The sequence below is a fragment of the Tenacibaculum sp. XPcli2-G genome, assembly GCF_024124505.1.
In the GTDB taxonomy this organism is placed as follows: domain Bacteria; phylum Bacteroidota; class Bacteroidia; order Flavobacteriales; family Flavobacteriaceae; genus Polaribacter; species Polaribacter mesophilus.
Window position 1 is genome coordinate 312985 of sequence record NZ_JAMXSH010000001.1, and the last position, 21523, is coordinate 334507.

Annotated in this window: 20 protein-coding genes; 13 read left to right on the forward strand and 7 right to left on the reverse strand. The window is 31.8% G+C overall.

The window, feature by feature from the left end; all coding sequences use genetic code 11:
- The first annotated feature begins 69 nt into the window (after window positions 1–69).
- A complete protein-coding gene (locus NH341_RS01400; RefSeq protein ID WP_047788172.1) occupies window positions 70–297 on the forward strand; it encodes a hypothetical protein in 228 nt (75 codons plus the stop codon).
- A gap of 29 nt (window positions 298–326) precedes the next feature.
- On the opposite strand, the gene NH341_RS01405 is transcribed toward NH341_RS01400, so the two are convergent.
- Both NH341_RS01405 and NH341_RS01410 read right to left on the reverse strand, forming a co-directional pair.
- On the reverse strand, window positions 327–1976 hold the full coding sequence (locus tag NH341_RS01405; protein ID WP_253055508.1) for a G-D-S-L family lipolytic protein: 1650 nt from the start codon (window positions 1974–1976) through the stop codon (window positions 327–329).
- A 10-nt stretch (window positions 1977–1986) separates the two neighbouring features.
- Window positions 1987–4725 (reverse strand): TonB-dependent receptor domain-containing protein, encoded by a 2739-nt coding sequence (locus NH341_RS01410; RefSeq protein ID WP_125064412.1) that lies wholly within the window; start codon window positions 4723–4725, stop codon window positions 1987–1989.
- Between the two features lie 193 nt (window positions 4726–4918).
- On the opposite strand from NH341_RS01410, the gene NH341_RS01415 reads away from it, so the two are divergent.
- The 3 genes from NH341_RS01415 to serS all read left to right on the forward strand — a co-directional run bounded on the left by NH341_RS01415 (window position 4919) and on the right by serS (window position 7583).
- The gene (locus tag NH341_RS01415) at window positions 4919–5857 is read left to right on the forward strand and encodes a bifunctional riboflavin kinase/FAD synthetase (RefSeq protein ID WP_047788169.1); all 939 of its coding nucleotides are present in this window, start codon (window positions 4919–4921) and stop codon (window positions 5855–5857) included.
- A 157-nt stretch (window positions 5858–6014) separates the two neighbouring features.
- A complete protein-coding gene (locus NH341_RS01420; protein WP_047788168.1) occupies window positions 6015–6242 on the forward strand; it encodes a helix-turn-helix domain-containing protein in 228 nt (75 codons plus the stop codon).
- A 66-nt stretch (window positions 6243–6308) separates the two neighbouring features.
- Window positions 6309–7583 carry a serine--tRNA ligase gene (serS, locus tag NH341_RS01425; RefSeq protein WP_073182435.1) on the forward strand — a complete coding sequence of 425 codons (1275 nt, stop codon included), beginning with the start codon at window positions 6309–6311 and terminating at the stop codon, window positions 7581–7583.
- 91 nt (window positions 7584–7674) lie between these two features.
- Here the strand turns inward: serS and NH341_RS01430 are convergent, their stop codons facing one another.
- A complete protein-coding gene (locus NH341_RS01430; protein ID WP_164505161.1) occupies window positions 7675–7818 on the reverse strand; it encodes a hypothetical protein in 144 nt (47 codons plus the stop codon).
- A 177-nt stretch (window positions 7819–7995) separates the two neighbouring features.
- On the opposite strand from NH341_RS01430, the gene NH341_RS01435 reads away from it, so the two are divergent.
- The 5 genes from NH341_RS01435 (at window position 7996) to mgtE (ending at window position 12602) form a co-directional block, all read left to right on the forward strand.
- The gene (locus NH341_RS01435; protein WP_253055509.1) at window positions 7996–9771 is read left to right on the forward strand and encodes a tetratricopeptide repeat protein; all 1776 of its coding nucleotides are present in this window, start codon (window positions 7996–7998) and stop codon (window positions 9769–9771) included.
- Between the two features lie 58 nt (window positions 9772–9829).
- Complete coding sequence (locus NH341_RS01440) at window positions 9830–10159, forward strand: DUF4286 family protein (protein ID WP_047788165.1); 330 nt, start codon at window positions 9830–9832, stop codon at window positions 10157–10159.
- Window positions 10160–10161: 2 nt separating this feature from the next.
- A complete protein-coding gene (locus tag NH341_RS01445) occupies window positions 10162–10350 on the forward strand; it encodes a hypothetical protein (protein WP_173360459.1) in 189 nt (62 codons plus the stop codon).
- 11 nt (window positions 10351–10361) lie between these two features.
- Window positions 10362–11165: a 16S rRNA (adenine(1518)-N(6)/adenine(1519)-N(6))-dimethyltransferase RsmA gene (gene rsmA, locus NH341_RS01450; protein ID WP_047788163.1), complete on the forward strand. Its 804-nt coding sequence runs from the start codon at window positions 10362–10364 to the stop codon at window positions 11163–11165.
- An 87-nt stretch (window positions 11166–11252) separates the two neighbouring features.
- Window positions 11253–12602, forward strand: coding sequence for a magnesium transporter (mgtE, locus tag NH341_RS01455; protein WP_047788162.1), 1350 nt, complete (start codon window positions 11253–11255; stop codon window positions 12600–12602).
- Here the strand turns inward: mgtE and NH341_RS01460 are convergent.
- Window positions 12599–13276, reverse strand: coding sequence for a LysE family translocator (locus NH341_RS01460; RefSeq protein ID WP_047788161.1), 678 nt, complete (start codon window positions 13274–13276; stop codon window positions 12599–12601). The two genes, mgtE and NH341_RS01460, sit on opposite strands and share 4 nt — an antisense overlap.
- 21 nt (window positions 13277–13297) lie before the next feature.
- Window positions 13298–14341 carry a ferredoxin--NADP reductase gene (locus NH341_RS01465; protein ID WP_253055510.1) on the reverse strand — a complete coding sequence of 348 codons (1044 nt, stop codon included), beginning with the start codon at window positions 14339–14341 and terminating at the stop codon, window positions 13298–13300.
- A 146-nt stretch (window positions 14342–14487) separates the two neighbouring features.
- Between NH341_RS01465 and NH341_RS01470 the strand changes: the two genes are divergently transcribed.
- From NH341_RS01470 to NH341_RS01480, 3 genes are read left to right on the forward strand one after another with little or no spacing between them, the layout of a single operon-like run.
- Entirely contained in the window at window positions 14488–14826 is a 339-nt protein-coding gene (locus tag NH341_RS01470; protein ID WP_047788159.1) for a PadR family transcriptional regulator, read from the forward strand.
- Window positions 14827–14837: 11 nt separating this feature from the next.
- Entirely contained in the window at window positions 14838–15503 is a 666-nt protein-coding gene (locus tag NH341_RS01475) for a hypothetical protein (protein WP_253055511.1), read from the forward strand.
- Window positions 15504–15505: 2 nt separating this feature from the next.
- On the forward strand, window positions 15506–16204 hold the full coding sequence (locus NH341_RS01480; RefSeq protein ID WP_253055512.1) for a hypothetical protein: 699 nt from the start codon (window positions 15506–15508) through the stop codon (window positions 16202–16204).
- A 34-nt stretch (window positions 16205–16238) separates the two neighbouring features.
- Here NH341_RS01480 and rsmI read toward each other — a convergent pair whose 3' ends face one another.
- Entirely contained in the window at window positions 16239–16910 is a 672-nt protein-coding gene (gene rsmI / locus NH341_RS01485; RefSeq protein ID WP_159610718.1) for a 16S rRNA (cytidine(1402)-2'-O)-methyltransferase, read from the reverse strand.
- A gap of 38 nt (window positions 16911–16948) precedes the next feature.
- On the opposite strand from rsmI, the gene dxs reads away from it, so the two are divergent.
- Window positions 16949–18718, forward strand: coding sequence for a 1-deoxy-D-xylulose-5-phosphate synthase (gene dxs, locus NH341_RS01490; RefSeq protein WP_253055517.1), 1770 nt, complete (start codon window positions 16949–16951; stop codon window positions 18716–18718).
- A 49-nt stretch (window positions 18719–18767) separates the two neighbouring features.
- Here dxs and NH341_RS01495 read toward each other — a convergent pair whose 3' ends face one another.
- Window positions 18768–21461 (reverse strand): Ig-like domain-containing protein, encoded by a 2694-nt coding sequence (locus NH341_RS01495; protein ID WP_253055523.1) that lies wholly within the window; start codon window positions 21459–21461, stop codon window positions 18768–18770.
- Between the last annotated feature and the right edge of the window lie 62 nt (window positions 21462–21523).

Consider the following 21523-nt stretch of genomic DNA (forward strand, 5'->3'; position numbering starts at 1 on the left):
ATCCTAAACGTAACTGTTTAGGATTTTTACTTTTGCAATAGTAAATAACTTCTCTTGAAATAAATACGAATGAAAACTATACTTAAAATATTATTCATCATCTTTTTACTTTGGATGATAACTGGTGCTTACCTTTTAAACACAGAGCACCCTAAAGCACAAGTAGTAATAGGACTAGGTGTTTTATACATGTCTTTTATATTAATGCCTTTATTTATCTACTATAGATATAAAGATGGTAAGTATAAAAAATATATTATCAACTCTGATAAAGACAAAAAAAAAGCTAAAGATTAATCTTCAGCTTTTTTACTTTATTTTGCTCTCTATTGTAAGGTAGGTGAGTAATTTGTTGGGTAATCATCTGGTTTAGCTAAACCGTCTTTACCTAAGGTAAAGTTAGATCCGTATGTAGCATCAATAGCAGCTAACATTTTATTAGCCATTAACGCATATCCTCTAGCTGTTAAATGAATTCCATCTAAACCAACTAAACCACCTGTTACTAAACTAGTATTCATATTATAATTCCCAAACTCTAATCCAGTAGTAGAAGCTTCTTGTAAAATAGCTTTAAAATCTACAAAAGCCAACCCTTTTGCTTCAGCCACCGATTTAATAGTTGCATTATAAGAATCCGTAGCATTCTTAACTCTACTTACCTCATCTTTTGTTAATACCCATTTATCTTCAAGAGGTAATGAAACTCCTTCTACAGAAAACATTCCTGCTAGTTCTTGTGATAAACCTTGTGACATTAAAAACGCAACTGAATCTGTATTAACTTCACCTATAATCGTACTACTTGGTAATACTAATAAGTCTTCTTCTGTTGCTTGTCTTGCTTGACCGTAATAAGTACCTAATAAACCTGCTACTTTTTGTAATGTAGTTGCATCAGTAGGTAATCCAAAACTTGCCACAAAAGGAGGGAAAGTAGGACTTGCTAATAAAGCTCCAACAATTTGAGCTGTCTTATTATCTAAAGACTCATCTTTAATTACAACTGCATTTGCAGCATCTGTGGTAAAAACAATTGATCTTTCTGGAACACCAATTGCTTCAAAAACTCCGTTAATAGCCCCAAAAACATTATTTAATGTTGGTATTTGCGCTCCAAAATCAGGGTTACTAGGATCTAATGGCGCATAAGGAACTGTTGTAAAGTAAGGTAACGATGTTATATAAGGTAAATTAGCTACGACTCCTTTTCTATCTCCCGCTGCTAAAGCATCAACGGTACTTGAAAAAACAGAAGCAAAAAGATTTGAATTAGTAATATCATTTGCTCCATAACTTGTTGGATCTAAGTTTCCTGTTTCATTATGATCTTCTCCTACACCACCAGCTATAGAGTATCCTAAAACATCATTTCCTCCTATTTCAGATAATGTAAAAAATGTTGGTTGCTGTACTAATACATCTTGTATAACACTTGCCATAGGGTTAGATGCCATTCTTACATAATAAGGGTTTGCATTTGGTAAAGCTGCTAATGCTCCATAACCTTCTACTCCTAGGTGAAAGCTTTTTAATCCAGGGATTCCCATGTTATTATATGGTCCCGTTTGTATATTACTTATCTCTGTTGTAGGTGTTTTTGACAACCTTGCTGGCCCATCACCATTAAAATAAAACCTTGGCTCTCCTTTTTCTTCTCCTCCTATTAAAAAACCACCTATGTTATCATTCATTAAAGGTTGTGTAAAATCGCCTCCGCCAACCATAGCAAATTTACTAGCTAAGATATTTGGAAAAGAGTTCTCTTGAGAAGATTTAAATAAAGCCCCATCTGAAAATCCTGCTGTAAAAGAGGCTCCTACTGCTACATATTTAGAAAAATCTACACTACCAGCTTCTAGTGTTACATTGTTTTCCGCTTCTCCTTTAATCTCAGGTAATGTATTATCTACGTCACAGGCGGCTAACCCTAAAAATAACGCAGACAAAAAAGTATATTTAATTGTATTTTTCATTGTTTCTTTTTTAGTTATTGATAGTCCAAGAAATGTAATATTGAGAACCTACAGCTCCTACTCCTGGCGCACTTAAGTATTCTTCACCTGTTAAATTAGATCCTCCTACTTTAAATACTGATTTAATTGAAGGAACAGAATAATTAATTTGAGCATCAAGAACTGTTCTTTCTTCAATTGTTCCTTCTAAGAAAGTAGACTGCCAATAAAATTCATTTTGCCAACGAGCACTTACATTAAATCCAAAGTTTTCAAATAAATTTGTATGTCCAAATTGCATTTTTACTTTATGCTCTGGTGTGTTAAATCCAGCTTCAAAATCAGGATCAGAAGCTTGATCAAAATCAAACTTAGACCATGTATAGTTTAATCCAACATCAAACCCGTTAAATACTTTTGTGTTTAATCCTAACCCTACTCCATAAGAATTAACATCTGCCGTTGAATTTGTTTTTACACTAAATGTTCTTACTAAGTCTCTATTAGTTAAGTTATTTATGGTAGCTGGCGTATTTGGGTCTACTAGTACAACTACATCTTTATTAGAAATAAAGTCAGAATACATATTATAATATGTACTAAAATCAATAGATAGTTTGTTTTCTCCTAAGGGAAGTGCTGCACGATATCCAACTTCAAAAGATTTAACTTTTTCTGGCTGTACTAAAGCTGTCTTAACTAATGTAGGATCAGGAATATTTGGATTATTTGGTTCATTCGCTTTTCTACTAATTGAAGCAGCAGAATACCCTCTATTAAGAGCATCTTGACCCGTTAAAGTAAATGTTCCTGTAGTTGTTTGAACAGCAGTTGAAAAACGATCAATATTGTCAGGAGCTGTTCCTAAAATAAAGCCTGCTCCTGTTGCCAAACCAATATACTGGTCTTGGGTAGTTGGGTTACGGAAACCTGTTTGGAAAGACGCTCTAAAGTTATGGTTCTTGTTTTCTCCTGCTGCATAGGCTAAAGAGACTCTTGGTGTAACATTTCCATCAAAATTATCAGACTTATCATAACGGATAGATCCTGTAAACTTCAAACGGTCATCCATCATTTTTTTCTGAACTTGTGTATATACACCGTACTCTCCATATTTAATAGGCCCATCACTATCAGTATAAATAGTACCAAAAGAGTTAAGCTTGTACTGCCTGTAAGAACCTCCTACTTGAACTTCAGCCCAATCAATGTAATCACGTAAGTTTAAGTTTGCATCTGCATGATAGTAACTTGTATTATCTCTAAATCTAGACCCTGTCATTAAATCTGGATCAGCAGTTACTTCATTAAATAGTCTTGTAAACTCAGCAGAACCTGCTTCTGGTCTGTTCCTATCAGCAAAAGCTCTTGCTTGATTATGATTGCTTGCCTGTACTCCAGGAACGGATCCTAAATACGCAGCTGCATATTCTCCAAACCAAACTGAGTTCTCTTTCCATTTACTGTTTATATTTATTGCAGCAAAACGAGTATCATAAGAATCTCCAGCGTCTTCACCTGCATAATACCCTCTTACAAAAAAGTTTTTACCTCTTACTTCTAATTTATGTTGCTCCATAAAGAAGTTAGCAAGATTATAACGGTTTTGTCCTTGATAAATGGTATTACCTGTACCGTATTTTGAATTCCAAATTATTTCAACACGGTCATTTCCCAATGGACGGTAATGAATAGCTCCATTAAACTTTACACTTTTAGCTTCGTTAGACATTAAGTCTACTTCCCTATACCCTGTTCTACTAACATTTCCTATTGCTCCTCCTAAATTAACAGATACTTCATCTCCATATATATTTGCTCCATCATAATTTGGATCATCAGTATGATTCATACCTGGAATATATGTACCACCGATACCTGTTGTGTTTCTGTAATCAGTTGCATGCCATTCTTCTCCTTTTAAGTAAGAAAAACTAGCTTTAACAGCAAAATAATCATCAAAAGCATGTGCCATTTTAATTGTAGCATCATAATATCCATTATCTCCTGCTGCTTCTTGACTTGTTAAGCCTGTTTTCAGACCAACACTAATACCTTGCTCGTTAAACGGGTTCTCACTACGCATTAACATAATACCGTTAAAAGCATTAGCTCCATATAAAGCTGAAGCTGCTCCTGGTAAAATTTCAACGCTTTTTACATCTACTTCAGAGATTCCCAATAAGTTTCCTATGGCAAAATTTAATGCTGGTGAAGCATTATCCATACCATCAACTAACTGTACAAAACGCTCATTACCAAAGGTAGCAAAACCACGTGTATTTACTGTTTTAAATGTTAAGCCTCCTGAGTTAATATCAACTCCTTTTAAATTTTCTAATCCATCATAATATGAAGCAGAAGCTGTATTCTTTATTGCTCTTGAATCAAAACGCTCAATTGTTACAGGTGATTCCATAACTCGTTCTGGAGTCCTTGAAGCTGATACAACTACCTCATCTAAAGAGGTTGCGTTTTCTGTTAAGCTAATTTCAACAACTTGGTTGTTTTTTGTTATCTCAACTGTTTTTGTTTGATACCCTAAGGAAGAAATTTCAATAGTAAACGGAGGAGTATCTGTTACCGTCATTGTAAATTTACCATCAAAATCAGTAGACGTTCCTACTGTCTTTCTCGAAACTTTAATGTTTGCTCCCGGTAATGGTCCGCCAAGCGAAGCATCACTAACCGTACCTGTAATGGTAGTTTGAGCAACCATTATTGCTGTACCAAATAGCACAAATGCAACAAGTAATAGTTTTTTCATCATAATGTAAAGTAATTTGTTAACTGTAGTGCAAAATACAATTTTTTTTCATTTACAGAATATTTACCCTGTTTTTTTACAATTATACTAATTATACATCGAAAAACTTACCAAAAACAAATTTTACATTTTATTTAAATTTTTATTATTTATCATCTCATACAAATTGTATTTTTGCTTAAATTTATTAGTTATCTTGGAAGTTATACATTCTCTTTTTGACCTTAACCCTTCTCAAAAAACAATAATCACCATCGGTACTTTTGATGGAGTGCATATTGGGCATCAAAAGATTATTGAAAAGTTAGTTAGTGAAGCAAAAGCTAGTAATAAAAAGTCGGTGTTACTAACATTTTTTCCTCACCCAAGAATGGTATTACAAAAAGATGTTTCTATTAAGTTAATCAATACTATTACCGAAAAAGCTCAACACCTAGAAAAATTAGGGTTAGATTATTTAATAATTCATCCTTTTAGTAAAGAGTTTTCAAGACTTACCGCTTTAGATTTTGTTCGTGATATTTTAGTTAATCAACTAAATATTTCTAAACTGATTATTGGTTACGATCACCATTTTGGTAAAAATAGAGAAGGTAATATTGAACAATTAACAGAGTATTCTCATTTATATGATTTTACTGTTCAAGAAATTCCCGCTCAAGATATTGATGATGTATCAGTTAGTTCTACCAAAATTAGAAAAGCTCTTGCTAACGGGCATTTAAAAACAGCTAATAATTACTTGGGATATAATTTTTCTCTTACTGGAAAAGTTGTGAATGGCAAACAGCTAGGAGGAAAAATAGGTTTCCCTACCGCAAATATTGATATCCCTGAAGATTATAAATTAATTCCTAAAACAGGTGTTTATATAATAAAATCTATTATTGAAAACACTACTATTTATGGAATGATGAATATTGGTAATCGACCAACAGTTGACGGTGAACACCAAACAATTGAAGTACACTATTTCAATTTTAACCAAAATCTATATTGTAAAGAATTAACTATTGAATTACTTTACTATTTAAGAAATGAACAAAAATTTGATTCTGTTTCTTGTTTAATTTCTCAACTGAAAAAAGATAAACAGAATTCGTTACTTTTTCTAAAAAGTTACGTCAAACCCTAACCTTAAAACTATACTTAAAGCCCCCCGGTTTCAAATATTTTTAGAATTAGTATTATTGACGTAACTACACGCAAAGTTAATTTTTTTAACCCCTATATAATGACAAGTATGTCATTATGTATTTCATATGTTTTTAAGAATTTGTATCAAAAAAAGAATGATGCTGTCAAAAAAAGAGGTTACTTTAAAAAAGGTAGCACTTTGTGTAAAAGCTTTAAGAGAAGAATACCACATTACTTCAAGTGAATTTTATATTGATACTGGAATACACCTAGCTAGAATAGAACAAGGAAAAACAAATGTTACTATCACCACTCTTCAAAAAATATGCGACTATTTTAATATTACTTTATCTGACTTCTTTGTAATGCTCGAAGAAATTTAGTACACAAAACACATTGCTTAAGTCTATAGCTTCTTTTATCTTTGCTTTTCTTAAAAAATTAAAAAGATGTTACAGGTTCAGTTTATTAGAGAAAACAAACAAACTGTTTTAGACGGATTAGCAAAACGTAATTTTGCTAATGCCGAAACAATTATTGAAGAAGTATTAACTGCTGATGAAACGCGTAGAACTACACAAGTTTCTTTAGACACTATTTTAGCTGAATCTAACAAAATATCCAAAGAAATTGGCGGGCTTTTTAAGTCTGGTAAAGTTGAAGAAGCAAATCAACTAAAAGCAAAAACAGGTGAATTAAAAGAGCAATCTAAACAGTTAACAGAAGAATTAAATTCAGCTGCAGAGAAATTAAACGAATTATTATATCAAATCCCTAATATTCCTCACCCATCAGTAAAAGCAGGAAAGAATGAAGAAGATAATGAAGAAGTTTTTAAAGAAGGTATTGTTCCTAATTTAGGAGAAAATGCATTACCTCACTGGGAATTAGCGAAGAAATATGATATTATTGATTTTGATTTAGGTGCTAAAATTACGGGTGCAGGTTTTCCTGTTTATAAAGGAAAAGGAGCTCGTTTACAACGTGCTTTAATCAACTATTTTTTAGATAAAAATACCGCTGCTGGGTATAACGAAGTACAGGTTCCTCATTTAGTAAATGAAGCTTCTGGTTTTGGAACAGGACAATTACCTGACAAAGAAGGACAAATGTACCATGTAACTGGAGATAACTTATATTTGATTCCTACTGCTGAGGTTCCAGTAACTAATATGTTTAGAGGCGATTTAGTTAAAGAGGCTGATTTACCTATTACAGTTACAGGTTACACTCCTTGTTTTCGTCGAGAAGCAGGAAGTTATGGAGCGCATGTTCGTGGATTAAATCGTTTACATCAATTTGATAAAGTTGAGATTGTTCGTGTTGAGCACCCTGACAATTCATACAATGCTTTAAACGGAATGGTAGAACACATTAAAGATATTTTACGTGAGTTAAAATTACCATATCGTATTTTACGCTTATGTGGTGGAGATACAGGGTTTACTTCTGCCTTAACATTCGATTTTGAATTATACTCAACAGCACAAGAGCGTTGGTTAGAAATTAGTTCTGCTTCAAATTTTGAAACTTTTCAAGCAAACCGTTTAAAGTTACGCTTCAAAAATAAAGAAGGTAAAAGTCAATTAGTACATACACTAAATGGTAGTTCTTTAGCTTTACCTCGTGTATTGGCTGGTATTTTAGAAAACTACCAAACTGAAAATGGAATTAAAATTCCTGAAGTACTAGTTCCTTATTGTGGTTTTGATATAATTGATTAATCAATTATAATATAAAAAATGAAAAAACCCCAAGCCTCAATTACGATGCTTGGGATTTTTAATTAATCAATCCCCATTGAAAAAAATATGTTTAATTGGCAACTACTGCTACCATTAATCTCTTGTATTTATTCATTTCTAACAAAGCTTCAAAATACTGAGGTATTTGCCCTTTTCTCATAAATTCATTTGCATTCTGCTTTGCTAACTCATATTGTGTCGTAAAATTTCTCATAGTTTACACTGTTTAGTTGTTTTATTAATAAGACAAAGTTCGTGCCAAAATGTTACACTTCTATTTAAAAAAGCATCTCTTTTAATAGTATTTTAACAATTATGTTCTGTATTTTTGGTAGATAAAACCGCTCTTAGCTGAATTAAACATAAAGCAAAACGCTTAAACTTTTCCAAAATGAAGAAAATCATTATTCTATTTAATTTACTCATTTTAAGCTTATTTTGTCACGCACAACAAAATGAGTTTATTATTGCTGAAAATTATTTTAGAAATAATGAGTATGAAAAAGCCATTCAATTATACAAAAGGCTGTATGATCAAAGCCCCTATAATACAACCTATTTAAAAAAACTAATTACTTGTTATCAAGAAACAGAACAATTTATAGCTGCTGAAAATTTACTCACTCAAAAACTAAAAGAACGACCCAATTTATCTTACTTATATGTAATTCTAGGTTATAATAGTGAACGACAAGAAAAAATAGAAGATGCTAATGAATACTATCAAAAAGCAATTGAGTCCATTAATAAAAAAGCTAATTATGGTTCTTTAATAGCTGGTTTATTTAAAAATTACAGCAAGTTAGATTTAGCTATTGAAGCTTTTAATAAAGTAATGGAAATTAACCCAAAAGCTAATTATGGATTTCAATTAGCACAAATTTATGGTGAAAAAGGAGATTTTGAACAAATGTTCAAGTCGTATATTGATCTGGTTGATAAAAACGAAGGCTACCTCAACAATGTAAAACGTTATGCTGGTAAATATTTAACTGATGATAGCGAAGAGGAAAATAACATTTTGTTTAAAAAAGCGCTATTACGAAAGTCAATAAGTAACCCCAAAGATATTTGGAACGATTTACTTTCTTGGTTATTTATTAGGCAAAAGCAATACAGCAAAGCCCTTATTCAAAACAAAGCATTACTTGCAAGAAACCCTGATAATTTGGGTAAAATTAATGATTTAGGTAAAATAGCTTTAAAGAATAAAGACTATGAGACTGCAAAAGAGTGCTTTGATCTTATTATTGAGAAAACGAATTACCCAAGAGATAAGTTCAATGCCATAAACAACAACCTAAAAATAGCAATTGAGACAAAACAACCTGATGTAGAAGAGCGTTTTAATTCCATCTTCAAAGAATACGGAATTAACTCAAAAACACTTTTCACACAAATAGAGTATGCTAATTACTTAACCTTTACAAAAAACAATCCAGAAGAAGCAGCTACTGTTTTAAAAAACGCTTTAAACTTTACCAATTCAAAATTTATAAAAGCTTCCATAAAACTTAAACTTGGTGATGTTTTTGTTTACATGGGAAAGTTTAACAAAGGACTAATTTATTTTTCTCAAGTTCAAACACTGTTCAAAAATAATTACATAGGTCAAGAAGCCCGCTTTAAAGTAGCGCAAGCTTCCTACTTTAAAAATGATTTTACTTGGGCAAAAGCTCAACTAAAAGTTCTAAAAGGATCTGCTACACAGCTTATTGCCAATGATGCTGCCGATTTGTTCTTAACAATTTCAGATAACGAGCCTAAAGATAGCATTGGTACAGGTTTAAAAGAATATGCGAAAGCTGATTTATTAGCTTATCAAAATAAAAATGACGAAGCAATAGCTATTTTAAGTAATATAATTACTAATTACAGTGGGCAACCTATTGAAGATGAAGCTTTATTTAAACAAGCTCAATTATTTGTTAAAAAGAAACAATATGATAAGGCTATTTTAAATTACACTAAAATAATAGTCCTAGATAAAAAAGGCATTTACGTTGACGATGTATATTATCACATGGCTGAATTATATAATAACGAATTAAATAACTTAGAAAAGGCTAAAGAATACTATCAAAAGATTATTTTTGACCACCCGTCGAGTATCTACCTAGTAGAAGCTCGAAAAAAATTTAGAAAATTAAGAGGAGACGATATTTAATAAACCAAGTTTGAAAATTTATCAATTACCTTATTTTCAAACTTCCAAATTAAAAGAAATGTACATATACAATGTAACAATAAATATAGACGAAAGTATACATGCAGAATGGTTAACATGGATTGAAAGCCATATACCTGAAGTATTAGCTACAGGACACTTTTTAAGTGCTAAAATGACACAAGTGTTGGTTGAGGAAGAAATGGGAGGTATTACCTACTCTATTCAATATACCGCGAAAACACGTGAAGATTTAGATAACTATTATAAATATAGCGCAGACAAACTACGTAATGACGGATTAAAAAAGTTTGCTGATAAAATGCTTGCTTTTCGAACTGAATTGAAAATAGTAAATGAATTTTATCCTACAGTGAATAGTAACTAGAGATGCAAGAAAAAATCTATCAAAAGAAAAAACTACTTATAATAATAGGCATACTCATAGCAACTTTAGGTGGAGTCATGGGGTATTGCACTTATGAAAATAGTCCTTGGGAAACCATTAGTGGAGTAATTAGTGGGATAGGTTTTGGACTAACATTTATAGCGTTAACAATAAAATCGCCAACCAAATAGATACAATAAAAATGACCGTAAGAGCTAAAAAACATTTAGGACAGCATTTTTTAAACGATGAAAACATTGCAAAAAAAATAGCTGATACTTTAACTGAAAACGGATACAATAATGTATTAGAAATTGGTCCTGGAATGGGGGTTTTAACAAAGTATTTATTAGAAAAAAAAACTAAGGTTACCGTAATGGAACTAGATTCAGAATCGGTAACCTATTTACAAGAAACATTTCCTGTTGAACATATTAAGTTAGACACTTCAAAAGAGAAGTTTACCATTATTGAAGGTGATTTTTTAAAAAAAGACTTTACCAAAATATTTGATAAGCAACAAGTAGCCATTATTGGTAACTTTCCTTATAACATTTCTTCTCAAATCGTTTTTAAAGCTATTGAAAACCGCGAATTTGTTCCTGAGTTTTCAGGAATGTTTCAAAAGGAAGTTGCTCAACGAATTGCAGAAAAAGAAGGAAGCAAAACCTACGGAATACTCTCGGTATTAACACAAGCTTTTTACAATGCTGAATACTTATTTACCGTACCTCCTTCTGTATTCAATCCACCACCAAAAGTAGATTCTGGAGTTATTAGACTTATCAGAAAAGAGAACTATACACTTCCTGTTGATGAAAAATTATTTTTTAGAGTGGTAAAAACAGCTTTCAATCAACGAAGAAAAATGTTACGTTCCAGTTTAAAATCTTTTAATCTTTCGGATACCTTAAAAGAAGACCCTATATTTGCGATGCGTCCCGAACAATTATCGGTGCAAAAATTCATTGAGTTGACACAAAAAATAGCTCAAAATAATAGTTAAGAGTCCTTTTTAGACAAGAACAAGTCTTCTTTTTGAATTAGATTTCAACATATTCAAAACCTCGATAATCGAGCAAAATTGCAAGTAATGGCACTAGAAATCACAAAAGACTTATTAGAAAACGTAAAAGAACTGATTCAGCAACAAAAAGACACAGCTCTTTCTGAAGTTTTTTCAGATATTCACTATGCTGATATTGCTGAAGTTTTAGATGAACTCACTTTTGAAGAAGCAGTTTACATTATACGTTTATTAGATAGCGAAACAACTTCAGATGTATTAATGGAAGTTGATGAAGAGGTTCGTGAAAAAGTTTTTGAACAACTTTCTGCCAAAGAAATTGCCGAAGAGGTTAATGAACTTGATACCGATGATGCTGCCGATGTTATTGCCGAACTTCCTGAAGAGCGAAAACAAGCTGTTATTCAAAAAATTGAAGACAGAGAGCACGCTAAAGAAATTGTAGAGCTACTTCGTTATGATGAAGACTCTGCTGGAGGTTTAATGGCAAAAGAGCTTGTAAAAGTTAATGAGAATTGGAATGTGCTTACTTGTGTTAAAAAAATGCGACTGCAGGCAGAAGAGGTTACTAGAGTTCATTCTATTTATGTAGTTGATGATGAAGGTAAGCTAAAAGGACGTTTGTCTTTGAAAGACTTGTTAATGGCATCTACTCGTTCTAAAATTTCAGATGTCTACATTCCAAAAGTAGATTTTGTTCATGTACACGACGATGCGGAAGATGTAGCTAACATCATGCGTAAATATGACCTAGAAGCTATTCCTGTTGTGGATGAATTAGGTGTTTTGGTAGGTAGAATTACTATTGATGATATTGTTGATGTAATTAAAGAAGAAGCTGAAAAAGATTATCAATTAGCCGCAGGTATTACTCAAGATGTTGACTCCGAAGATAGCATTTTACAATTAACGCGAGCTCGATTACCATGGTTATTCTTAGGTTTAATTGGAGGTATTGGAGCAGCAAGAATTATGGGTTTTTTTGAAGGTGCTTTAGAAGATAATGCTGTTCTCTTTATGTTTACACCTCTTATTGCTGCTATGGCTGGTAATGTAGGGGTACAATCTTCTGCCATTATTGTTCAAGGCTTAGCTAATGATGATGTAAAAGGAAGTGTTACTAATAGGTTATTAAAAGAAATGTCTTTAGCTGCTGTAAACGGACTTGTTTTAGCTATTATTTTGTTTTTCTTTATTTGGGTTTGGAAAGGAGATATAACAATTGCCTCTGCTATTTCATCTTCTTTATTTGCAGTAATTATTGTAGCTGGTTTAGTGGGTACTTTTATTCCTTTATTTTTAGATAAAAGAGGCATAGATCCAGCTATTGCTACAGGACCTTTTATTACAACAAGTAATGATATTTTTGGAATCTTAATCTACTTTTCAATAGCCAAAATAATTATTGGTTTTTAATCTATTGATTCTACTTTTTCTATCAGGTTATCAATCTTACTTTCAGGAATAAATCCTTTTAGCATTAATACAGCACCAAAAACAATTAACAATACTCCCATTCCTCGTTTTATTCGATAAATAACTAATGGAGTTAGCCTACTTTTTAATTGTTTAGCAAGTAATATTTTTCCTAAATCTGTAATTGCGTAGCCTGCTATCACAGTACCAAAATACCAAACTAAGTACTTAGGATTCATATCGTATGTTGGTCCTATAACCACGATTAAACCAAGCCAAAAGGCTAATACACCTATATTTATAAAATTTAGAAAAAAACCTTTAAAAAGAAGCTTTAAATAATTATTGCTTTCTGGTAAAACAACATCAGGAGCTTCTGCTTCTTTCTTATTATTTTTATCTAAATAAGTAATTAACCCATAAATAATAAGCACCAATCCTCCAATAAGAAACAAGCGTGGATCATCTTTTATTTTTTCCAACAGACTTCTACTTCCAAAATAGGCTATTAACATAAATGAAATATCACCTAAGATCACACCTATATCAAAGGCTATTGCCGCACGAGCACCTTTTAAAATACTTGTTTTAATGAGCATAAAAAATACTGGCCCTATCATAAAAGCCATGAAAACACCAACAAAGAAGGCGTTTTTAAAGTCGTAAAAATCCATTTTATAAAGTTACGGTTTTACTTATACATCATCAAAGTCTACTACAACTTTCTGCGTCGTAGGATGCGCTTGACAAGTAAGTATTAAACCTTCTTCTAACTCATCATCAGTTAAAATAGAGTTTTTGGTCATAACAGCTTTACCTTCTGTAACTTTTGCAATACAACTACTACAAACACCTCCTTGGCAAGAATAAGGAGCATCTAATTTATTTCGTAAACTTGCAGCTAAAATAGTATCTGTTTGCTTCATTGTAAAGCTAGTTTCTTCATCATCTAACACTACTTTAATTTCTGTTTCTCCTTCTTTTATTAAATCTGTATTTTCCTCAGCTGTAGAAGCTGTAAATAATTCAAAGTGAATGGCGCTTTTTGATAAACCATTTTCTTTAAGTGTTTCAGAAGCTATCTTAATCATTTCTTCTGGTCCACATAAAAAAGCTTCATCAAATACTACTTCTTTATAAAGATTCTTTACAAAGTAGTTTATGTGTCCTTTGTCAATTCTTCCAAACAATGTATTCTCTTTACGCTCTCTACTATACACGTTATGTAAATTAAATCGATCAGGATACTCTTGTTGTAATAAATTTAAATCATTATAAAAAATAGTATCATTAATACTTTTGTTACCATAAACTAGCGTAAAGGTTGATGATGAATCTTCTAAAACGCTTTTAATCATTGATAATACAGGGGTAATACCACTACCTGCCGCAAAAGCAATATAATTTTTGTTGTTTTCAGGAGTTAATATAAATTTTCCTTCGGGAGCTGCTACTTCTAATTCATTTCCTTTTTTTAATTGAGTAGTTGCAAATGTTGAAAATTTCCCGTTTTCAACAGCTTTTACTGCTACTTTTAGTTGATTACTTTTCGGTGCAGCACATATAGAATAAGCTCTACGAACTTCTTCTCCTTTAATTATAGTTTTTAAAGTAATGTATTGTCCTGCTATAAATTGAAACTTGCTTTTTAAATCTGCAGGAACATTAAAAAGTATTGAAACAGCATCTTTTGTTTCTTTTATTATTTCTTCTATTGTTAATTTATAAAAAGTACTCATGTAGTCAAATTTGAACAGCAAAAATAACAAACTCAACACGAACAAAAGTTAGGGTTTTACAAAAAGTACACCTAAGATTTTCATGCATAAGTAAATTATGTATATTTGTACACCTAAAAATCTTAGGTATAAGAAAACTCATAATCATGGGAAATCAAAAACTATATAAAGGATCATTACAAACTATTATTTTAAAATTATTAGCTCAAAATGATAAAATGTATGGGTATGAAATAACACAAAAAGTAAAAGAGCTTACCAAAGGTGAATTAAAAATTACTGAAGGAGCTTTATACCCAGCTTTACATAAATTAGAAGCTGAAGGATTGTTGGATGTTGAAGTTGCTAAAGTTGGCAATCGCTTACGTAAATATTATAAACTCACGGAAAGCGGCACAAAAGAAACAGTTAATCGTCTTTCTGAAATGCAGGAGTTTTTAAACACCATGCAACAATTGGTAAATCCTAAGTTTAGTTTGGAGTAATTTTTTTAGCTATGGAATTAACAAAAGAACAAATTAAAAGAATAGATATCTTCTTAGAAGGAATAGGAATTGAATATATCGAGATCCGTTTTGAAATGGTAGATCATATTGCTACTGATATTGAAAATACAGTTGAAGATACGAATGCTTTTTTTGAAGGCAAAGGTTTTCAAGTACCTTTTATAAAGTATATGTTGAGCAGAAAAAAAGCTCTAAAAAACCGATATGAAAAACAAACTAAAAAATTATATTGGTATTATACTAAAACTATTTTAAAAGACATCTTAAAAAAAGTCGTATACCCTAAAAATGTACTCGTTATACTTTTCTTTTCGTTTATATGCTTCTTTTTTGGCCCTAAATATGTTAAAGAAACTTCTGTTTTTATTTTTAGTTCATTAATGCTAAATCTTGTATATACGTCATATGTTTCCTATAATTTTATAAAGAAATATAAGCTTCTTAAAATTGTAAAAACTTACTCTTTTGTAAGCTCATTTGTTATTATTATTGCTTTAAACTTTCCTAATTTTTTAGATATTTTTTATAATGGTAATTATCAAAAAAGTGCTATATACGTTTATCTAACTGCTTTTGTTTTTAATTACTTACTCTATCAAAGTTTTCTAGAAAAAAGAGATTTTATTGAAAAAAAATATCAGTATTTAATTCAATAGCTATGCAACTAACCGACCAACATATAAAACATTTGTACAAGTTTACACGTCAACACTTTGTTGAGCATTATGATGTCCAAACAGAACTGGCAGATCATCTAGCCAACGATATTGAACAAATTTGGAAAGAAAATCCAACACTAACTTTTGAGCAATCTCGCGATAAATCGTTTAAAAAATTTGGTGTGTTTGGATTTATGAATGTAGTAGAAGAAAAGCAAAAACAAATGAATAAAAAATATTTTCTAATTATTTTAGGTTTTGTAAAACAGTGGTTTTCTATTCCTAAAATAGTATTAACATTCTCAATGTTTTATTGCTTTTATCTTTTATTACAGTTTTCTTTTTCTAAAAATTTATTTAATGGATTTTTCTTTATAGTTATCCTAATAGAGTTTTTTATGTTGTTCAAAAAAAGGAAAAAATTAAATGTAAAATTCAAAAAAACAGGAAAAAAATGGATGTTGGAGGATATTATACAAACTCAAAATCATGGAAATGTTGTATTTCTATTATTTTACATTTTTCAATTTATAACTCCTAGTTCATATGAAAACCTAAGTGGATTTACTTCTGTAATCATAGCTTTTGTTACTACACTAGCAATTATTATTGGTTACATAAGTTTAATAATCATACCCAATAAAGCTAAAAAACTTCTCGAAGAACAGTATCCAGAATATAAATTTACCAACAATTAAAAATTTAAGAATTAAATAATACAAAAAATCTAACCTATTTTTTCCCTTCAACAACAATAACAATTTCACCTTTAGCAGGTTTTTCAGTATAATATGATAGCACTTCTTTTACACTTCCTCGTTTGGTTTCTTCAAACAATTTTGTCAATTCTCTAGAAACAGATATTTGTCTGTCCTCTCCAAAATATTCAGCAAAATTTGCTAACGTTTTTAATAATTTATGCGGACTCTCATAAAAAATCATAGTACGTGTTTCTTCTGCTAAGAATTGTAAACGTGTTTGACGTCCTTTTTTTACAGGTAAAAAGCCTTCAAAAACAAATTTATCATTCGGTAAACCTGAGTTTACCAGTGCAGGTATAAAAGCGGTCGCTCCTGGTAAGCATTCCACCTCTATATCGTTTTGTACACAAGCTCTGGTAAGTAAAAAACCAGGATCTGAAATTGCAGGAGTTCCTGCATCTGAAATTAAAGCAAAAGTTTCACCACTCTGCAAACGTTTTACAATCGTTTCAACCGTTTTGTGCTCATTATGCATATGATGAGATTGCATAGGTGTAGCAATATCATAGTGCTTTAACAACTTCCCACTTGTACGTGTATCTTCCGCCAAAATATAGTCTACTTCTTTTAAAATATTGAGTGCTCTTAGCGTAATATCTTCTAAATTTCCAATCGGTGTAGGTACCAAATACAGTTTACTCATACAACAAAGCTACAACAAAGTTTTCTTACATTTGTCCTATGCCAAAAAAGCTGTTAAAAAATATTGATTTTCCTTCGGATGTAAGGAAATTAACACCTGAAAACCTACCGCAACTAGCAAAGGAATTGCGTGAGTTTATTATTGATGTGGTTTCCACAAAAGAAGGGCATTTAGGTGCAAGCTTAGGTGTGGTTGAACTAACCATAGCACTTCATTATTTATTTGATACTCCTAACGATTTACTAGTTTGGGATGTAGGACATCAAGCATACGGACATAAAATTTTAACAGGAAGAAAAGACGTTTTTCATACTAATCGTCAATTTGGCGGAGTTTCAGGATTTCCTAAACGCTCAGAAAGTGAGTACGACACTTTTGGTGTAGGACATTCTTCTACTGCTATTTCAGCTGCTTTAGGAATGGCAATTGCCTCAAAATTACAAGACATTGAAAAGCATCATATTGCTGTTATTGGCGATGCTTCTATCGCAAGTGGAATGGCTTTTGAAGCGTTAAACCATGCGGGAGACACTAATGCTAATTTGTTGGTTATTCTCAATGATAATGCGATTGGAATTGATCCATCGGTAGGTGCGTTAAAAGATTATCTAACAAAAATCAAAGCCCCTCGATTAGAGATTGAACAACATAATATTTTTGAAGCATTAAACTTCGATTATTCAGGGCCTATAGACGGACATAATTTTGAAGAGTTACTACGTGAACTAGATCGATTAAAAAAGATTCAAGGTCCGAAATTTTTACACGTAATTACTACCAAAGGAAAAGGGTTACGACAAGCAGAACAAGATCAAGTAAGATATCACGCTCCAGGAAAATTTGATAAAGTTTCTGGGGATGTATTACCTAAAAAAGAAAGTAAATACACCAAATTTCAAGATGTTTTTGGAAAAACCATTGTTGAACTAGCACAACAAAACGAAAAAATCGTAGGCATTACGCCTGCTATGTTAACTGGAAGTTCGTTAAAATTTATGATGCAAGAGTTTCCTGATAGAACATTTGATGTAGGTATTGCTGAACAACATGCTGTAACCTTAGCTGCAGGTATGGCTACTCAAGGACTGGTTCCTTTTTGTAATATTTATTCTACCTTTTTACAACGGGCTTACGACCAAGTAATTCACGATGTAGCTCTACAAAACTTACCTGTAATTTTCTGTTTAGACAGAGCTGGATTAGTAGGTGAAGACGGAGCAACACATCACGGTGTTTTTGATTTGGCATATTTACGTTGTATACCTAACCTAATTATATTTGCTCCTCGTAACGAAATTGAGTTGCGTAATATGATGTTTACCGCTCAACAAGGGTTAGAGCATCCAGTTGCAATTCGTTATCCAAGAGGTAAGGGAAAACTAGAACAATGGCAGCTTCCTTTTGAAAACATTGAAATTGGAAAAGGAGCTTGTTTAAAAGAAGGAAATCAAGTAGCTGTGTTGTCTGTAGGAACTATTGCTGATAATATCTCTGAAGCGATTAATCAGCTTGAAAATAAAGAATTGGTTGCACATTACGATTTACGCTTTGTAAAACCTTTAGATACCCAACTTTTAGATACTATTTTCTACAAATTTGATACCATTATCACTATTGAGGATGGCACTATCAAAGGTGGATTTGGAAGTGAAGTATTAGAGTATGCTTCCGAAGTAAACTATCAAGGAAAAGTGAAACTATTAGGAATTCCTGATGAGTTTATACATCACGGTACGATTCAACAATTACAAGAAGTTTGTGGAATAAATGTTAATTCAATTAAAAAAACAATTCAAGATTTATTATAAAAGAAAAGCGAACCAAGTTGGTTCGCTTTTTAACTCTTTATTTCAAAATCTATTTCTTCATTATCTTTTCAGAAAGTTTCTTTTGTCCTAATTCATCATATATTTCAACAATATAAATTGAGTTATTTGAAATTGTAGAAACATCTATTGAGTTATTAATTACAGGTATTTCTATTACTTTTCTTCCTGATACGTCTACTATTTTTGCAATCCATAAAAATGTATTCTTTCCTCCTTTAATATAAATCCTATCAACAGCTGGGTTTGGATAAATACTCATTTCTGAATTGTTTGTTTCTTCTGTTTTTTTACTTCTTAATTGCTCCTTTGCAGCAGTAGAAGTATTCAAACAAACTTGTTTGGTTTCAGATGAGCCAAAACTTCCTCCTGAAGCTAATACGTCACCTTTGCTATTTGTTATTTCATATGAACCACTTCCATAACTGCAACATATACCATCACCATATTCGTCATTAATTGTAAAATCATAACATCCTACAGGTATACATTTTGACACAGTAATAGACTCTCCATTTCCTTGAGTATAATCACCTCCGCTTATCACTGTTTGTCCATTGTTATCCTTCAAGATCCAAGAAGTTTCGTAAGAATATTTATCAAAAGTAATTGTTACGTTTATATCCTCACATTCTGGAGTCTCTCCTCCTCCATTATCAGGAGATCCTGTACTATAAGTAACCATCAATTTTGGAGCACTAGCACTACTTCCATCATATGATTCTGCCGTTCGTTCACCTGTTCCAGAAATATAAAACATCATAGAGTTACCAGAATTCCAATTGGACTTGTTCACAACGTATTGTACCAGTGATTTTAAATCAGGCGTTCTTTGTGCTGTTCCAGATGCCCCAATAGAACTCCAAGAGCTAGGGTTCCAAGCAACCGATTGACTGTAATAACTTCTTGAAGTTATATTATAGCTTTGAGAAGTAATATCTGGTGCATTTGACGAATCTTGAATTTTGATTACTAATGATGTGCTTCCTGAATTTGTTTCATCTGTTGTAAATTGTATATACGCATTCGTTATCGTAGCATTTGCAGGTATATTTAAGTTTCTAAACAGCATTCCTACATGCTGGTTTCCTTTTGAGCTTCCATCATAAACCAATTCTAAATCAGAACTGTTCATATACATTTGCCCTGACGACTCGTATTGTTCAGCATCATCATTGGTACTATTGATTGTTGAAGTAACTGTTTTAGAAACATTTCCTACAAAAACTGAAACTTCTTCAGAAGTAGTTTCATATCCATCATTATCTGTTGCTATTACTTTCAGAATATATGATTGGTTATCATTTGTTGGTGTCCAGTTATAAGAATAAGGAGCACTCATATCAGTTTCTACTAAAGTATTATTTACGTAAAACTTAACACTTGAAATAGTTCCATAACTATCGGTTGCAGTAGCAGAAATTGTTACTGGAGTGTTTACGGTATGTGATGAGCCTGATGATGGACTTGTAATTGCAACTTCTGGATAGCTAACGTTACTACTTATAATTGTTACCACACTACCAATAGATGGGCTCCATATATCTAAATTAGAAGGTATTGTGAATGGGTTTTGATTTGAAACTGAACCTACACTACTCGCATTATCTACCTTAATCGTTCTAACCTCTATTTTAGATTCTTCAACAAAAATCCATTTAAATTGATTAAAGGTACTCGCATCTCTCGTCCAGTTTTTTGAATCATTGGATGAACGTAAAGGAGCACCCCAGCAACCTTCTCCTACATAAACGGTTCCGTTTACATCATCTCTAACAAAACCTTCATCGCAATTACTTCCGCTGGAACAAGGTTTTACTGGCCATGTAGTTTTTACTGTATGAGAATCTGATTCAAATACTAAATTCACTCCTTTGTCATAAAATAATTGAGCCCAACTTGAATACTCATCATTACCTTCTGATTTTGATGATACGTGTGGACGCATCGGTTTATGGTATTGAGCCGACTTCCAAATAGAGTTATTAGCATTCAACTTTTGACTTAGCCATGAATACTGACTCCCTCCTGCTGAAATTTCTGAATTCAACGTATAAATTGTATACAAGTTATTTCCAAAAGTTATATCGTAATAAACACTCGTTGAAGGAACGTTAAACAAGTTATAAATACTATTATTTGAACCTTCGTGGTTTCCTCTTGTTGGTACAATAGGAAACATTCTTCCGTCACTTGCTGTTGTGTATTGCCAATCGTTAAACCAATCTTGCCATTCAGAGCTAGAGTCTCCATTAGTCATATCTCCTCCAAAAAACACAGCAGTAGGTTTTAATTTAGAAACTAATAAGTTAGCATCTCTTCTTGGTGTTCTATTGTTTCTTGAATCTCCACCAGCGATAAATGACATTTTATCATTGGTACTTGGAGCTGTTTTAAACCAGAATCGACTACTCACTCCTTGGCTATCTCTAATTACAAAATAATAATTAGTATTAGGACTTAAACCTGTTAGTTTAGCAAAACTATTACTCATTCCTTTATAAGAAACTGAACGGTCTACAGATTTAGAGTTTGGATAATTTGACCAGTTGGTTCCATTATCTGTCGTTCCATAATACACAACTGGGTTGGATCCTGAAATTTGGTTCCAACCAATCATTATAGTAGTTGCAGGATTATCTGTGATGATTAATCGGTACTTATCGTTAGAACCATAAGTACTAAGGACTGCTAAAAATAACAGTGTTAAAATAATTTTTTTCATCGTGAGGGGACTTTTAAGTTTACTAGTTAGTTATCACAAATATATTTTTTACCTTTCAAATT

What these genes read in the sequence shown, in the direction of transcription:
- NH341_RS01435 (WP_253055509.1), top strand. Translation starts at nt 7,996, where the DNA reads ATGAAGAAAATCATTATTCTATTTAATTTACTCATTTTAAGCTTATTT.
- NH341_RS01460 (WP_047788161.1), bottom strand. Translation starts at nt 13,276, where the DNA reads ATGGATTTTTACGACTTTAAAAACGCCTTCTTTGTTGGTGTTTTCATG.
- NH341_RS01465 (WP_253055510.1), bottom strand. Translation starts at nt 14,341, where the DNA reads ATGAGTACTTTTTATAAATTAACAATAGAAGAAATAATAAAAGAAACA.
- NH341_RS01440 (WP_047788165.1), top strand. Translation starts at nt 9,830, where the DNA reads ATGTACATATACAATGTAACAATAAATATAGACGAAAGTATACATGCA.
- rsmA (WP_047788163.1), top strand. Translation starts at nt 10,362, where the DNA reads ATGACCGTAAGAGCTAAAAAACATTTAGGACAGCATTTTTTAAACGAT.
- NH341_RS01405 (WP_253055508.1), bottom strand. Translation starts at nt 1,976, where the DNA reads ATGAAAAATACAATTAAATATACTTTTTTGTCTGCGTTATTTTTAGGG.
- serS (WP_073182435.1), top strand. Translation starts at nt 6,309, where the DNA reads ATGTTACAGGTTCAGTTTATTAGAGAAAACAAACAAACTGTTTTAGAC.
- NH341_RS01475 (WP_253055511.1), top strand. Translation starts at nt 14,838, where the DNA reads ATGGAATTAACAAAAGAACAAATTAAAAGAATAGATATCTTCTTAGAA.
- dxs (WP_253055517.1), top strand. Translation starts at nt 16,949, where the DNA reads ATGCCAAAAAAGCTGTTAAAAAATATTGATTTTCCTTCGGATGTAAGG.
- mgtE (WP_047788162.1), top strand. Translation starts at nt 11,253, where the DNA reads ATGGCACTAGAAATCACAAAAGACTTATTAGAAAACGTAAAAGAACTG.
- NH341_RS01470 (WP_047788159.1), top strand. Translation starts at nt 14,488, where the DNA reads ATGGGAAATCAAAAACTATATAAAGGATCATTACAAACTATTATTTTA.
- rsmI (WP_159610718.1), bottom strand. Translation starts at nt 16,910, where the DNA reads ATGAGTAAACTGTATTTGGTACCTACACCGATTGGAAATTTAGAAGAT.
- NH341_RS01410 (WP_125064412.1), bottom strand. Translation starts at nt 4,725, where the DNA reads ATGATGAAAAAACTATTACTTGTTGCATTTGTGCTATTTGGTACAGCA.
- NH341_RS01480 (WP_253055512.1), top strand. Translation starts at nt 15,506, where the DNA reads ATGCAACTAACCGACCAACATATAAAACATTTGTACAAGTTTACACGT.
- NH341_RS01495 (WP_253055523.1), bottom strand. Translation starts at nt 21,461, where the DNA reads ATGAAAAAAATTATTTTAACACTGTTATTTTTAGCAGTCCTTAGTACT.
- NH341_RS01445 (WP_173360459.1), top strand. Translation starts at nt 10,162, where the DNA reads ATGCAAGAAAAAATCTATCAAAAGAAAAAACTACTTATAATAATAGGC.
- NH341_RS01400 (WP_047788172.1), top strand. Translation starts at nt 70, where the DNA reads ATGAAAACTATACTTAAAATATTATTCATCATCTTTTTACTTTGGATG.
- NH341_RS01430 (WP_164505161.1), bottom strand. Translation starts at nt 7,818, where the DNA reads ATGAGAAATTTTACGACACAATATGAGTTAGCAAAGCAGAATGCAAAT.
- NH341_RS01420 (WP_047788168.1), top strand. Translation starts at nt 6,015, where the DNA reads ATGATGCTGTCAAAAAAAGAGGTTACTTTAAAAAAGGTAGCACTTTGT.